The 14,354-nt window shown below is 71.3% G+C and carries 10 protein-coding genes; 4 read left to right on the plus strand and 6 right to left on the minus strand.

The genetic code is table 11. From position 1 onward, the window contains the following. Positions 1-45 precede the first annotated feature (45 nt). Together MK786_RS12275 and MK786_RS12280 are read left to right on the plus strand one after the other, a co-directional pair. Positions 46-1,362, plus strand: a complete 1,317-nt coding sequence (locus MK786_RS12275) for a diacylglycerol kinase family protein (protein ID WP_241112530.1) — start codon at positions 46-48, stop codon at positions 1,360-1,362. A 254-nt stretch (positions 1,363-1,616) separates the two neighbouring features. Next, positions 1,617-2,972 (plus strand): deoxyribodipyrimidine photo-lyase, encoded by a 1,356-nt coding sequence (locus tag MK786_RS12280; protein WP_241112531.1) that lies wholly within the window; start codon positions 1,617-1,619, stop codon positions 2,970-2,972. A gap of 136 nt (positions 2,973-3,108) precedes the next feature. Here MK786_RS12280 and MK786_RS12285 read toward each other — a convergent pair whose 3' ends face one another. The 5 genes from MK786_RS12285 to MK786_RS12305 form a co-directional block, all read right to left on the minus strand. After that, complete coding sequence (locus tag MK786_RS12285) at positions 3,109-5,172, minus strand: alpha-galactosidase (protein WP_241112532.1); 2,064 nt, start codon at positions 5,170-5,172, stop codon at positions 3,109-3,111. Between the two features lie 9 nt (positions 5,173-5,181). Continuing rightward, complete coding sequence (locus MK786_RS12290; protein WP_241112533.1) at positions 5,182-6,525, minus strand: ABC transporter substrate-binding protein; 1,344 nt, start codon at positions 6,523-6,525, stop codon at positions 5,182-5,184. Positions 6,526-6,592: 67 nt separating this feature from the next. Beyond that, positions 6,593-7,492 carry a carbohydrate ABC transporter permease gene (locus tag MK786_RS12295; protein WP_241112534.1) on the minus strand — a complete coding sequence of 300 codons (900 nt, stop codon included), beginning with the start codon at positions 7,490-7,492 and terminating at the stop codon, positions 6,593-6,595. Continuing rightward, positions 7,492-8,433, minus strand: coding sequence for a carbohydrate ABC transporter permease (locus MK786_RS12300; RefSeq protein ID WP_241112535.1), 942 nt, complete (start codon positions 8,431-8,433; stop codon positions 7,492-7,494). The genes MK786_RS12295 and MK786_RS12300 overlap by 1 nt, the downstream gene beginning before the upstream one ends. Beyond that, complete coding sequence (locus MK786_RS12305) at positions 8,430-10,445, minus strand: beta-galactosidase (protein WP_241112536.1); 2,016 nt, start codon at positions 10,443-10,445, stop codon at positions 8,430-8,432. The genes MK786_RS12300 and MK786_RS12305 overlap by 4 nt, the downstream gene beginning before the upstream one ends. 136 nt (positions 10,446-10,581) lie before the next feature. Here MK786_RS12305 and MK786_RS12310 point away from each other — a divergent pair, with 136 nt between their 5' ends. Further along, the gene (locus MK786_RS12310; RefSeq protein WP_241112537.1) at positions 10,582-11,610 is read left to right on the plus strand and encodes a LacI family DNA-binding transcriptional regulator; all 1,029 of its coding nucleotides are present in this window, start codon (positions 10,582-10,584) and stop codon (positions 11,608-11,610) included. Between the two features lie 25 nt (positions 11,611-11,635). On the opposite strand, the gene MK786_RS12315 is transcribed toward MK786_RS12310, so the two are convergent. Continuing rightward, the gene (locus MK786_RS12315) at positions 11,636-13,039 is read right to left on the minus strand and encodes a collagen-binding domain-containing protein (protein ID WP_241112538.1); all 1,404 of its coding nucleotides are present in this window, start codon (positions 13,037-13,039) and stop codon (positions 11,636-11,638) included. 253 nt (positions 13,040-13,292) lie between these two features. Here MK786_RS12315 and MK786_RS12320 point away from each other — a divergent pair, with 253 nt between their 5' ends. Beyond that, complete coding sequence (locus MK786_RS12320; protein ID WP_241112539.1) at positions 13,293-14,354, plus strand: LLM class flavin-dependent oxidoreductase; 1,062 nt, start codon at positions 13,293-13,295, stop codon at positions 14,352-14,354.

A 14,354-nucleotide genomic window follows, 5' to 3' on the forward strand; every position in this document is an offset into this window, starting at 1 on the left:
GCGGGACGCGGCATCCGGCGTCTCATCTGGCCATAGCCTGTACCCATGGTGACTCCTCCCGACTCCGAACGCGCGGCCGAGCCGGGCGGCGAGGACGCGCCCGATCCGGTGCACCCCTCCGATGCGATCTACGCCGACGGCCCCGATCGCGACGAGGTCGAGGCCGACGCGGAACGCGTGGCGGAGGCCGCCGCCGAGGGCGCGGGCGACGCCCGGCCCGCTGACGCCGATGCTCCCGATCCCGCCGCGGCGGCCGCACCGGACGACGTGATCCGTGAGCCCGAAGACGTCGAGCCCGACACGAAGGACGGCGAGGGCGGCGAGGCCCGTCGCGTCGGGCCTGAGGGCGAGACCGAGCCCATGGCCGGCGGCGATGAGCGCCCGAGCCCCAAGGCGGCGCTGGTCTACAACCCCATCAAGGCCGACGGCGACGCGCTGCGCGAGACCCTCATGCGCCTCTCCGCCGAGGCCGGCTGGGCGGAGCCCCTGTTCTACGAGACGACGGTGGACGACCTCGGCGACGACGTCACGCGTCAGGCGCTCGAGGCGGGCGTCGACGCGGTGCTCGTGGCCGGCGGCGACGGCACGGTGCGCGCGGTGTCCGAGGCGATGAGCGGGTCGGGTGTGCGCCTGGCGATCGTGCCGAGCGGCACCGGCAACCTCCTCGCGCGCAACCTGAGGCTTCCCCTCACCGAGCCCGAGGCGATGATGCGCGCGGTGTTCGACGGCGACACCCTCGCGATGGACATCGGCTGGTCGAAGCTGCAGCGCCGGGACGGTGAGATCGAGGAGCGCGCATTCGTCGTGATGGGCGGGATCGGGCTCGACGCCGCGATGATCGCCAACACCAACCCGCAGCTGAAGAAGACGGTGGGCTGGGTCGCGTACGTCGACGGCGCAGCTCGCTCGCTGCCGAGCGCCAAGCCGTTCCGCGTGATGTACCAGCTGCCCGAAGCCCGCCTGCACTCGGCGCGGGTGCAGAGCATCCTCTTCGCGAACTGCGGGTCGCTGCCCGCCGGGCTCGAGCTCATCCCCGAGGCGTCCGTCGCCGACGGCGCACTCGACATCGTGATCTTCCAGCCCAAGGGTCCCCTCGGGTGGATCTTCGTCTGGCGCCGCGTGGCGTGGGACAACAGCTTCCTGCGGCGCTTCCGCGCCGGGCGCCGGGTGCTCGCACTGCGCACGAAGGACAACGCGGTGCGGTACTCGCGCGGCTCGGGGATCGAGATCGCGACGCAGGATCCCCGGCCGGTGCAGCTCGACGGCGACGAGTTCGGCGAGGCGGTCTCGGTGCGCACGCGGGTCGAGCCCGGGGCGCTGCTCATGGTCGTCCCGAAGAACCACGAGACCGACGCGCTCTGAGCGGCTCACCACCTCCTACGGGGGGTGGGCGAGCGAGGCGAACGCGCCGCGGGATGCCGCGCCCGTCAAAGCGTCGGGAGATTCGGCCGCCTCGGTGCCGCGACTCGCCAGTCTCGTGCAGTTTCTCCCGACCGTTTGACCGGGGCCGGGATCCGGCGAGCCGGATTCGCGTCGCCTGACTTCGGCGCAGGGGGGGGGAGCGCGCCGGTTGTCAAGACCGGATCGCCGCCGGCGGACGCCGACAGGATGGACCCATGCCGAGCCCCTCGATCGTGTGGTTCCGCGACGACCTGCGTCTGGCCGACAACCCGGCGCTGCGCGCGGCGATCGACCGAGGCGAGCCGATCATCGGGCTGTACGTGCTCGACGAGGAGTCGCCGGGCATCCGGCCGCTGGGCGGAGCCGCCCGGTGGTGGCTGAACGGCTCGCTGGCGTCGCTCGCCGAACGCCTGGCCGAGCGCGGAAGCACTCTCGTCCTGCGGCGCGGTCCGGCCGATCGCGTGGTGCGGGAGGCGGTGACGGATGCCGCGGCCGGCGCGGTCTTCTGGAACCGCCGGTACGGCGGGCCCGAGCGCGAGGTCGACGCCGGGCTGAAGGCAGGGCTGCGCGACGCCGGCGTCGAGGTGGCGTCGTTCGCGGCATCCCTCCTCTTCGAGCCGTGGACGGTGACCACGGGAGCAGGCACGCCCTACGCCGTCTTCTCGCCGTTCTGGCGCGCGTGCCAGGCGCTGCCCGCGCCACGCGCGCCGCTCCCCGAGCCGCGCGAGATCGCGGGGCCGCCGCATCCGATCGACTCCGACCGCCTCGACGACTGGGACCTGGTCCCGCATGAGCCGGACTGGGCGGGAGGCCTGCGCGAGACGTGGGAGCCGGGCGAACCCGCCGCGCGCCGGCGCCTGCGCGAGTTCTTGAACGACGACCTCGGCCACTACGCCCGCGCTCGGGACGAGCCCGCCGCCGGGGCGACATCGCTGCTGTCGCCGCGCCTGCGCTGGGGCGAGGTGAGCCCGCATCAGGTGTGGCACGAGGGGGTGGCGACGGGGCGCGCCGGGAAGTTCCTGTCGGAGCTCGGCTGGCGCGAGTTCGCGTGGCACACGCTGTTCCACTCCCCCGAGCTCGCGACGCAGAACCTGCGGCGCGAGTTCGACGCGTTCCCCTGGCCGCGCCTGCGGCCGAGCGTGCTCGACGCATGGCAGCGCGGACGCACCGGCATCGCGCTCGTCGACGCCGGCATGCGCGAGCTGTGGGAGACCGGCTACATGCACAACCGCGTGCGGATGGTGACGGCGTCCTTCCTCATCAAGAACCTGCTGATCGACTGGCGCCTCGGCGAGCAGTGGTTCTGGGACACGCTGGTCGACGCGGATGCCGCGAACAACCCGTTCAACTGGCAGTGGGTCGCGGGGTCCGGTGCCGACGCCGCGCCGTACTTCCGGATCTTCAACCCCGAACTGCAGGCGAAGAAGTTCGACCCGGACGGGCACTACGTGCGGCAGTGGGCGCCCGAGCACCTGTCGGACGACCCACCGCAACCGATCGTCGATCTGCGCGAGACACGCCAGGCCGCCCTCGCGGCGTACGACGTGGTCAAGAGCGCCGCCCGCGGCTGAGGTCACCCGGGGCCGTGCACAACGTCGGCAGTCCGCCCTCCGGAACCGCGGCCGGTGAGCGCCCGCCCCGCCGCTCAGGCGGCCCCCTCCGCACCGCTCCGCCGGATTGCCGACGATGTGCACACCGCCAGCCGGGTCAGTCGGCGTCGGCGCGCAGCACCACGGCGTTGCCGGGCTGCAGCAGCGGCATGGGCAGCCCGACGTCGGCGAGCACAGCGCCCGGCAGCGTCACCTCGCCCGTCGCGAACCACGGCGGGGGCGCATCCTGCAGCATGCCGGGGCCGGCACCGAGGTCGACCACGGTGACACGGTACCGGCGCGCGGGGTCGAGTCCGGGCAACCGCAGCGGTGCGGGCAGCGCGGCGTCGGTCTCGCCCACCACGGCGTACGAGACCAGCGCCCGCCCGCGGTCGGGCGCGACGACGGCGTGCACCAGCGCGGCGCGGTCTGCGGCGTCCGCTCGCACCACGCGTCCCGCGTGCAGCAGCGCCCGGTGCTCGCGGTAGACCTCCGCCCAGCGGCGGACGGCCTCGAGGTCTTCGGGCGAGACGCGTGTGAGGTCGGACTCGATCCCGGCATGCCCGAACAGCGCCGTCGCGAGCCGGAACCCGAGGCCGGCGACGCGTCCGGTCGTGTGCGCGCGGGCGTCGCCGACGTGCGAGCCGAGGTATTCGGGCGGGACCACGATGCCCGTCCATCGCTGGATCGCCTGCCGCACGAGCGGATCGTTGGTGTCGCTCGTCCACACCCGGTCGACACGGCGCAGGATCTCGAGGTCGATCCGGCCGCCGCCCGACGCACACGACTCGATATCGACTCCGGGGTGCGCGGCGCGCAGCCGGTCGAGCAGGCGGTACAGGCCGAGGACCTGCGGGCGGGACGCCTCGACCAGGAGGTCGCGGTTGTGATCCCACTTCAGGTACGCGATGGGGTACTCGTCGAGGAGAGCGTCGAGCCTGTCGAACAGGTGCTGCTGGACCTCGGGCAGCGACAGGTCGAGCACGTGCTGCCAGCGCCAGGTCACCGACTCGGGTGCGGTGAGGAGCCATTCGGGATGCCGCTGGGCGAGGTCGGAGTCGAGGCTGACCATCTCGGGCTCGACCCACAGCCCGAACTCCATCCCCGCGGCGTTCACGCGCGCGGCGAGGGGACCGAGCCCGTCGGGCCAGCGCTCCGGGTCGACCGTCCAGTCGCCGAGGGCGCGGCGGTCGTCCGTGCGGCCGAGGAACCAGCCGTCGTCGAGGACGAAGCGCTCGACGCCCACCTCGGACGCGCGTTCGACGAGCGGTTCGAGGCGCGAGAGGGAGTGGTCGAAGTACACGGCCTCCCACGTGTTGAGGGTCAGCGGGCGCGGCCGGGCGATCGTCGACCACGACCGCACCCACGGGTGCAGGCGGTCGGACAGGCCGTCGAGCCCCGTGCCCGACCACGTCGCGACGACGGTCGGCGACGCGTAAGACTCTCCGGGTGCGAGTGTCGTGGACGCGAAGCGCTCGCCCGCCCCGAGCACGGCGGGCGCGAGGTCGGACCGCTCGAACCACTGCCGGGTGTCGCCGCTCCAGGCGACGTGGGTCGACCACACCTCGCCTGAGCCGAAGTCGAAGCCCGCGGTGCCGGCGACCATGAGGAACGGGTCGTCGTGGCCGCCGCGGCCGTGACGGGTCTCGCGCAGCCATGCGCCGTGTCCGGGACGGCCCCGCTGCGGGCGCCGCTCCCCCGCCCAGCGGCCGGAGAAGTCGAGCACCTCCCGTGCCCGATCAGGAACCGGGAGCACGACGTCGGCTGCCGTGACCGCGACCGCGGAGTCGCCGTCGTTGCGGATCGTGTGCGAGGCAAGGAGCACGCCCTGCGCCGTGAGTTCGAGCCGCGTCGTCACGACAGCATCCCCCACGACCGTCTCGACGACGAGGACGTCGTCTTCGCGCGCGGTGCTGAGGTGCCGCACCGGCGCGCGCCCGTCGGCGAGCGCCACCGCCGGGCGCCCGGTCCACCCGTCACCGAGGGCAGGCAGCAGTGTGAGCCGCAGCGGCACATCGATCGAACTGGGCGCGATCGCGGGAACGCCGGCGTCGGCGAGGGTCTGGAGGTCGGCGGGGTCGAGGGCGCCCAGGTCGCGGCCCCAGTGGACCACGGCGGGAACGCCCGCGCCGCGGGAGTCGAGCACGAGGCTGACTCCCGCGGCGCGGAGGTGATGGATCACGCGGGGACTCTACTCCGCGACCGGGATCGACTGCGCCTTGAGGGTCGCGATGGTCGCCTCCTGGCCGGCCTCGAGTGCCTCGAGCAGCGTGCCCTGGCCGGTGACCGCCTTCTGGAAGCCGTCCGACACGTCGGCGTAGGTCTGCGTCATGGTCGGGCCCCACACGAAGTCGGGGTTGACCTGCTGCGCGGCCTCGGCGAAGACGTCGTAGATCTTCTGGCCGCCGTAGAACTCGACGCCTTCCTGGAGCGACGGGAGCTGCAGACCGGCCGTCGTGGCGGGGTAGATGTTCGCCGACTGGTTGAGGGCGGTGAGCGCCTCGTCCGAGGTGTTCAGCCACAGGGCGAACTTCGCCGCCTCGTAGAGGTGGTCGGTGCCCTTGAAGACGGCGATCGACGAGCCGCCCCAGTTGCCGGAGCTGGCGCCGCCGTCCTCCCACTGCGGAGACGGTGCGACCGACCACTTGCCGGCGGTGTCAGGGGCGCCGGACGAGATCGAGTTCGCGCCCCAGACGGCCGAGTTCCAGGTCCAGACCGCACCCGAGTTGTAGGCGTTGTTCCACTCCTCGGTCCAGGCCGGGTACGTGGCGACGAGGTCCTCGTCGAGCAGCTCCTGCCAGTAGTCGGCGACCTGCGTCGACGCCTCACCGGTCAGGTCGACGGTCCATTCCTGGCCGTCGTTGGTGAACCAGTCGCCGTTGTTCTGCCACACGAAGCCCGCGAACTGGTTGATGTCGGCGGTCGAGAAGTTGGTGATGTAGCCGCCGGCCGCGCGCACGGCCTTGGCTGCCTCCTTGTACTCCTCCCACGTGGTCGGAACCTCGATGCCGTTCTGCTCGAAGAGGTCGGAGCGGTAGAACAGCGCCATGGGGCCGGAGTCCTGCGGCACGCCGTACACGCCGTCGGTGCCGAGCGTGACCTGACCCCAGGTCCACGGGATGAAGTCGGCCTCGGCCGCGACGACGTCCTCGCACGCGGAGAGGTCCTCGAGACCGTCCTGCACGCGGAAGCTGGCGAGCGCGTCGTACTCGATCTGCCCGAGGTCGGGCGCGTTGCCGGCCGCGAGCTGGCTGAAGAAGCTCTGGTAGGTGCCGCCGTTGCCGTTGGGTCCGGTCTGCACCTCGACCTGGATGTCGGGGTTCTCCTCGTTCCAGATCGCGACGACGTCCTCGATGCCGGGGATCCACGACGTGAAGTCGAGCGTGACGCTCTCGTCCGACGGGGCGCAGGCCGCGGCATCCGCGCCGTTGCCGCCGTTCTCGCCCGCGCCGGAACCGCCGCCGGCGCAGCCGGCCAGGGTGAGCGCGCTGAGCAGTGCGACGCCTGTGACGACTGCCCTCTTGGAGTGCTGCATGATCTTCCTTACTTGTTCGGGTGGTGCGATTACAGGGGTGCCGGAGGCCGGGGCCGCCGGCGGGGAGTCACTTCACGGATCCGCTGCCGAGTCCGTTGCGCCAGAAGCGCTGAAGCAGGAGGAAGGCGATGATGAGCGGCACGATCGAGAGGAACGAGCCGACGAGGACGTAGGTGCGCAGCTCGGGGATCTGGTTGAGCTGCGTGTTCCACGAGTAGAGACCGAACGTCACGGGGAACAGCTCCTGGCTGCGCAGCATGATCAGCGGCAGGAAGAAGTTGTTCCAGATCGAGACGAACTGGAAGAGGAACACGGTGATCAGGGCGGGCATCATGAGGCGCACCGACACGGTGAAGAACGTGCGCACCTCGCCGGCGCCGTCGATGCGGCCCGCCTCGATGAGCTCGTCGGGCACGCTCGCCGAGGCGTAGATGCGGCTGAGGTACACGCCGAACGGACTCACGATGCTGGGCAGCAGCACCGCCCAGAACGTGTCGGTCATGTTGACCTGGCTGAACAGCAGGAACAGCGGCAGCGCGAGCGCGGTCGCGGGTACGAGCACCCCGCCGAGCACGACGTTGAAGAAGACCTCGCGGCCGCGGAACCGGTACTTCGCCAGCGCGTAGCCGCACATGCCGGCCACGACGGTGGCCAGCAGCGCGCCGATGCCCGCATAGCCGAGGCTGTTCAGGAGCCAGCGCACGTAGATGCCGTTGTTGTAGGTCAGCAGGTCGCCGACGTTGCCGAAGAAGTTCCAGTCGGCGAACCACAGCGCGTTCGTGGTCAGCAGGTCGCCGCGGTCCTTGGTGGACGCGATGAACAGCCACCAGATGGGCACGAGGAAGTAGAGCGTGAACACGCCCATCACGATGAGGGCGGCTCCGCGCGACAGGACGCTCTCGCGCGGACCCCGCGACGGGGTCAGGTCGTCGGCGGTCGCGCCGCGCGTACGGGTGAGCATGCTCATCACTGGGCCGCCTTCCGCTGGGTGAGCTTCAAGAACGCGAACGACAGCGCGAAGGTCGCGAGGGCCAGGACGACGGAGAAGGCCGCGGCCAGCTGCGTGTTCGGGATCGAGTTGGTGGCGTAGATCGTCATGTTCGGCGTGAACGTGCTCGACACCGCCGCGGTGAACGACCGGAACACCTGCGGCTCGGCGAGCAGCTGCAGTGTGCCGATGATCGAGAAGACGGCGGTCAGGATGAGCGCCGGCGCCACCATCGGGATCTTGATCGACCAGGCGATGCGGATCTGGCCGGCACCATCGAGGCGCGCGGCCTCGTAGACCTCGGAGGGGATCGCCAGCAGGGCCGAGTAGATGATCAGCATGTTGTAGCCGACGAACACCCACGTCACCACGTTGGCGATCGACCACAGCACGAGCTGCGGCGAGAGGAAGTCGACCGACTGCGTGACCTGCGTGAACGGCGACAGGTTGGGCGAGTACAGGAAGCCCCACATGATCGCCGCGATGACGCCGGGGACGGCATAGGGCGCGAAGAACGCCAGCCGGAAGAACTTCTTCCCCTTGAGCACGGGAGAGTCGAGCAGCAGTGCGAACAGCAGTGCGAGGCCGAGCATGATGGGCACCTGCACGACGCCGAAGAGCAGCACTCGGCCGACCGACTCCCAGAACGGCGCGTTCTGGAACACCAGTGCGTATTGCGCCAGCCCGCCGAAGACCTGCTGAGGCTCGCCGTAGAGGCCGTCGCGCTGCACGACCTGCAGCGACTGCCACACGGCGTAGCCGATGGGGATCAGGTAGAAGAGCAGGAACAGCACGCCGAACGGACCCGTGAAGATCGCGATCGCTCCCTTGTGCGGGGTGTGCCGACGCCGCTCGTCACCCGATCGCGCGTTGCGCGCCTTGCGGGCGCTCCGCGTCACGAGGACCTCTGTGGCGGTCATGCGGCCGCCTCCTCTCTGATGATACGCACGGCTCCCGCCGGCACCTCTATGTCACCGGTCACCGGTGATTCGGTGACGAGCTCGAATCCGGATGCCTCGGCCACCGCCGCCGTCGGTCCGTGGTTGACGACGAACAGGTACGCGGCATCCGCTCCTCGGCGACGCACGATCTCGAGGGCGCCGCGGCCTCCGCGCACGACCGCTGCCGGACGCGCGCCGGCCTCTTCGGCGATGCGGCCGAAGAGGGCGCGGCTGTCCGCGGCGTCGAGGTGGGTCGCGAGGTACCACGCCGTGCCCTCGCCCCAGGCGTTGCGGGTGATCGCCGGGCTGCCCGCCGCGGGTCCGTCGGCGAAGGATGCCACGGTCTCGGCGGTCGTCACACACGCGCGCTCCGACCACAGGGTCGACGTGGCGCCGTCGGTCAGGTGCAGCGTCTCGCCGGGCGCGACCGGCGCGAACTCCTCGACGCGGATGCCGAGGGCATCGCGGAACGGACCCGTGTAGCCGCCGGTCCACACGCGGTCGTCCTGGTCGACGGTGCCGCTGTAGAACGTGACCACGGCGGTGCCGCCGGCGGCGATCCACTCCGTGATCACCGCGGCGTCGGCCTCTCGCACCAGGTGGAGCCCGGGAACGACGACGAGACGGTAGGCGTCGAGCTCGGCACCGGGCGGCACGATGTCGACGGTCAGGCCGAGGTCGTGCAGCGCGCCGTAGGCGGCATGGATCTGATCGAGGTAGCCCAGCGCCTGGCTCGGGCGGGACTCGGTCTGGGTCGCCCACCAAGACTCCCAGGAGAAGACGAGAGCGACATCCGCCTCGACGCGCGACCCCGCGATCTCACCGATGCGATCTACGATGCGGCCGAGCTCGACGACCTCGCGCCACACGGCCGAGTCGGTGCCGGCGTGCGGGAGCATCGCGGAGTGGAACTTCTCGCTCCCCTGCACCGACGCGCGCCACTGGAAGAAGCACACGCCGTCCGCGCCGCGGGCGACGTGGGTGAGCGAGTTGCGGGTCAGTTCGCCCTGCGCCTTCGGTTTATTGAGGGGCTGCCAGTTGACGGCGCCGGTGGAGTGCTCCATGAGGAGCCACGGTGCGCCGGAGCCGAGGCCGCGCGAGAGATCGGCCGCGAAGGCGAGCTCAGCGGTGGGGTCGGCGAGGCGGTGGTCGAGGTAGTGGTCGTTCGCGACGACGTCCATGTCGCCGGCCCACGACCAGTAGTCGAGGTTCTCGATGTGGGCGGTCACCATGAAGTTCGTGGTGATGGGCGCCGCACTGAGGGGCCGGATGATCTCGGCCTCTGCGCGGTAGTACGAGAGCAGTTCGTCCGAGCTGAAGCGGTGGAAGTCCAGCATCTGACCGGGGTTGCGGCTCGAGACGGTCGCGCGCGGCGGGAGGATCTCTTCCCAGTCGCTGTAGGTCTGACTCCAGAACGCGGTCCCCCAGGCGGCGTTGAGCGCCGCGATCGTGCCGTGCTTCGCCCGCAGCCAGCGTCGGAACGCGGCGGCGCTGACATCGCAGTAGCAGAGCGCGTTGTGGCAGCCCAGCTCGTTCGAGACGTGCCACAGCGCGACGGCCGGATGGTCGCCGTAGCGCCGCGCGACGGCGTCGACGAGCCGAAGCGCCGCGGCGCGGAACACCGGCGAGCTCGGGCACCAGGCCTGCCGGCCGCCGGGGTAGCGGCGGGTGCCGTCCTCGACCATGGGGAGGACCTCGGGGTAGGCGGTCGTCAGCCACGCGGGAGTCGACGCGGTTCCGGTGCCGAGATTCACCCGGATGCCGGCGGCGTGCAAGCGGCCGATAATGTCGTCGAGCCCACGGAAGTCGTACTCGCCCTCGCGCGGCTCGATGTGCGACCAGCCGAAGATGTTGATCGCCACAAGGTCGACTCCGGCCTCGCCCATCAGGGCGATGTCCTCGTCCCACACGTCGGGCGTCCACTGCTCGGGGTTGTAGTCGCACCCGAAGGCGATGCCGTCGTGCCGGAAGGGGCGGGCGGGGACCGTCATGTTCTCCTCGGATCTGTGAACGTGCACAGATCCGAGCGCGAAGTCTCGACGCTGAGAGTCTGTGAACGTGTACAGAGTATGCGCGTGACCAATCCCTGTCAATCAGCCAGTGACTAACTGTGCTCGTGCACATACGATGGGTCGCGTGGACCACACCGTGAAGAGGCGCCGCGCCACCGTCAAGGATGTCGCGCTCGAAGCCGGCGTCTCCCGCGGCACCGTGAGCCGCGTCCTCAACGGGCAGCCCTACGTCTCCGACGAAGCGCGCGCGGCGATCGACGCGGCGATCGCGAGGGTGGGCTTCGTTCCCAACCGGGCCGCGCGCAGTCTGGTGATGCAGAGCTCGCAGGCGATCGGCCTCATCGTCCACGAGCCGCATTCGCTGTTCGTCGAAGACCCCAACATCGGGTCGATCCTGATGGGCGCCAACGCCGCGCTCTCGGAGGCCGACTACCAGCTCTCGGTGATGATCGCCGACAGCACCCGAGACATCGAGCGGCTGGCGCGCTACCTGAGCGGCGGGCTCATCGACGGCGTGATCGTCGTGTCGGCACGCGTCGGCGATCCGATCACGCGGGCGATCGCCGACCTCGCCCTGCCCGCCGCCTTCGTGGGGCATCCCCGCGACATCGGCGACGCGGCCTATGTCGCGATCGACAACCGCGGCGCGGCGCGCGAGATCACGACCCGGCTCGCCCACACCGGGCGGGAGCGCATCGGCATGATCGCCTCGGCGCTCGACCGAGACTCAGGGTCGGACCGCCTCGCCGGGTTCGTCGACGCGCTGGGGAACAGATTCGACCCGCAGCTCGTCGAGCGCGTGCCCCTGTATTCCTATTCCGACGGGCAGGCGGGCATGCGCGCTCTGCTCGAGCGCGCGCCAGACATCGACGGCGTGTTCGCCTCGAGCGACGCCGTCGCCGCCGGAGCCATGGATGTGCTGCAGTCGGCGGGGCGCCGCATCCCGGACGACATCGGCGTGGTCGGATTCGACGACAGCACGTGGGCGCTGCGCTGCGATCCGCCGCTGTCCACCGTGCACCAGCCGGCCACCGAGCTCGGACGCGCGGCGGCCGAGTCGGTGCTGCGTCAGCTGCGGGGCGAGGATCCCGAGACCGGCGGCACGGTGCTGGAGTGCCCCGTCGTCTGGCGCGCCTCGGCCTGAACCCCCGGCGCTCGGGTCGACCGCGTCAGTCGGCGGCGCGGGCGCGTCGTCGGCCGAGCAGGCTGATCGCGACTCCGCCGGCGAGGAGCGCGGCCGCTCCGGCGACGAGGCCGGTCACCACGAGGGGGTCCTGGCCCGTGACGGCGAGTGCGCCCTCGCCGGCCGGGTCGGCCGGCGACTCACCCGCGACGACGCCCTCCTCCGTCGGGTCCGTCGGGTCCGTCGGGTCCGTCGGGTCCGTCGGGTCCGTCGGGTCCGTCGGGTCCGTCGGGTCCGTCGGGTCCGTCGGGTCCGTCGGGTCCGTCGGGTCCGTCGGGTCCGTCGGGTCACCGGGCACCGTGCCCTCGAAGCCGTAGTGGTGCAGCTCGCCGCCGCCGCGCGAGGTGAACGACTTCACCAGCCACTGGCCATTGTGCGAGATGCCGGAGTCGAAGACGACGTCGGCGTTCGGTGCGAAGACCGAGCCCAACTCGAGCCCGCTGACGGTGAGCATGCCGCTGACCTGCGACGCATCGATCATGATGTGGCGGGCGTAGCCCTGCTGAGCGCCGAGCTGCGCGCTCCATCCCTCGATGTTGATCCGTCCGATCGTCGTCGTCCCGGGCGCGACGCGGATGATGAGCGGCGCGTCGGCCGTCGGCACATAGCCGCCGGAGCGCTCCAGCTTGATGATGCGATCGGCGACGTCGGCGTAGTCGATCACGTTCGGGCGGTCGGTCGCGAACGACAGCGGGAAGACGAGACCGCCCTCGATCGTGAGCGGCACCTCGTGCACCGCGGTGGTGCCGTAGGCAGCGGCGAGAGCCTCCGCCGCGGCATCCGCTCCTGCCGCATCGATGTACGACGCCACAGGCGAGGCCGTGCGCACCGCATCGAGAGCGTCCGGCGCGTAGCGCACGGCGAGCAGGTCCATCCATCCGCCATCGGCATTGGTCAGCCGGGCGAAGTCGGCACCGGCCGCTGGGCCGACGCCACCGCTGCGGGCGCTGAGCTCGATGCCGGTGAGGTCTTCGAGCTTGGCCGACGCCGCGGCATCCGCCTCCCCCGCGACTCCCCGGCTCGCGTTCGAGACCTGCACGTTGCCCTCGCCCGTGAACGCCTTCGCGAGGAGTCGCACCGGGACGCCGTCGATGAGCGGCACCGTGTAGCTGCCCTCGCTGGCCACGTCATGCCGCAGCGGGAAGTTGCCCGAGGTGCTCGAGACAGCTCCGAGCGCGGCGACGGATCCCTCGATCTCTCCGTTGCCGAGCGACGCGTCACCCAGCGAGACGACGGTGAAGCCGCCGTTCACCCCGAACGGATTGATGCTCGCCTCCGCCGCGATGGCTGCCGGAGCGGCGCCGAAGACGGCGCCCATCGCGAGCAGGCCGGCGAGCGCCGCCCCCGTCGCCGCTGCGCCGCGTCGACCGCGACCGCGCTTCACTGACATCGTCTCCCCAATCCCGGGCACGCCGAACGTGCCCTCATCTGCGGTGCGCGCCGTGCACACTCCGCAGACGCGGAGCGGCGGCACTGTCCCCCGATGCAGGCGGCGATGGACTCGCTCACGCCTTTGGGCTCCCCTGCCCGGCATCTCTTACTCCCATCCGACCACGGAGCGAGCTTGTCCACCAAATGGGGGACACGCCTCCTGGCGAAGTCTCAGGGAATACACCGCCCCGGAACGACGGTTGGGGTCAGCGATGACTTCTGCACCGGCCCTGTCCGTCCTCGACCTCGTGCCGGTGCGCTCCGGCCAGACCAGCGCACAGGCGGTCGCGGCATCCCTCGCGCTCGTCGCGCGCGCCGACGAGCTCGGTTTCCGCCGCTACTGGTTCGCCGAGCACCACAACATGCCCGCGGTCGCCTCGACCACCCCGCCCGTGCTGGCTGCCGCGGCCGCAGCGCGCACGTCGCGCATCCGCCTCGGCTCGGGCGGCGTGATGCTGCCGAACCACTCGCCGCTCGTGGTGGCCGAGCAGTTCGCCGCCCTCGAGGCGCTCGCACCGGGGCGCATCGACCTCGGGATCGGTCGTGCGCCGGGGTCCGATCCGGTGATCACGCAGCTGCTGCGGCAGAGCGGCACCACCAGCGACGTCGAGCGGTTCCCCGACCACGTGCGCGACATCGTGTCGCTCGTGTCGCCCGACGGCGCGTCGGTGCGATTCACCTCGGGCGGCACCTATGACGTGCACGCGACGCCGGCGGCGTCGACCGTGCCGGAGGTGTGGCTACTCGGCTCGAGCGACTACTCGGCCCAGCTCGCCGCGGCCGTCGGACTCCCGTACGTCTTCGCGAACCACTTCTCCGGTCAGGGGCTCGAGCGTGCGCTCGACCTGTACCGCACCGGCTACCAGCCGAGCGAGGCGCACCCCGAGCCGCGCACCTTCCTCACCGCGAACGTGCTCGCCGCGCCCACGGCCGACGAGGCCGAGGAGCGCGCCCTCCCGAACCTGCGCATGACGGCGCGGCTGCGCACGAACCGCCCGCTCGTGCCTCTCGAGACGGTCGAGCAGTCGATCGCCGGGGCGGCCGACTTCGACGGGCTCGGCGATTCGTTCATGGCGTCGGCCCGCGCGAACTGGTTCGTCGGAACGCCCGCTGCGGTTGCGGGCGAGTTGACCGCGTTCGCCACCGCGCACGGCGTCGACGAGGTCATGATCTCGCCGATCGCCGGGTCGTACGACAGCGAGCCGATCGATGCTTCGCCCGGCCGCGCGCAGACACTCGAGCTGCTCGCGGCCGAGCTCCCGCTCGCCGCCTGA

The organism is Microbacterium sp. CFH 31415 (assembly GCF_022538185.1).
Classification (GTDB): Bacteria; Actinomycetota; Actinomycetes; order Actinomycetales; family Microbacteriaceae; genus Microbacterium.

What these genes read in the sequence shown, in the direction of transcription:
- MK786_RS12275 (WP_241112530.1), top strand. Translation starts at nt 46, where the DNA reads ATGGTGACTCCTCCCGACTCCGAACGCGCGGCCGAGCCGGGCGGCGAG.
- MK786_RS12280 (WP_241112531.1), top strand. Translation starts at nt 1,617, where the DNA reads ATGCCGAGCCCCTCGATCGTGTGGTTCCGCGACGACCTGCGTCTGGCC.
- MK786_RS12290 (WP_241112533.1), bottom strand. Translation starts at nt 6,525, where the DNA reads ATGCAGCACTCCAAGAGGGCAGTCGTCACAGGCGTCGCACTGCTCAGC.
- MK786_RS12295 (WP_241112534.1), bottom strand. Translation starts at nt 7,492, where the DNA reads ATGAGCATGCTCACCCGTACGCGCGGCGCGACCGCCGACGACCTGACC.
- MK786_RS12300 (WP_241112535.1), bottom strand. Translation starts at nt 8,433, where the DNA reads ATGACCGCCACAGAGGTCCTCGTGACGCGGAGCGCCCGCAAGGCGCGC.
- MK786_RS12305 (WP_241112536.1), bottom strand. Translation starts at nt 10,445, where the DNA reads ATGACGGTCCCCGCCCGCCCCTTCCGGCACGACGGCATCGCCTTCGGG.
- MK786_RS12310 (WP_241112537.1), top strand. Translation starts at nt 10,582, where the DNA reads ATGGGTCGCGTGGACCACACCGTGAAGAGGCGCCGCGCCACCGTCAAG.
- MK786_RS12315 (WP_241112538.1), bottom strand. Translation starts at nt 13,039, where the DNA reads ATGTCAGTGAAGCGCGGTCGCGGTCGACGCGGCGCAGCGGCGACGGGG.
- MK786_RS12320 (WP_241112539.1), top strand. Translation starts at nt 13,293, where the DNA reads ATGACTTCTGCACCGGCCCTGTCCGTCCTCGACCTCGTGCCGGTGCGC.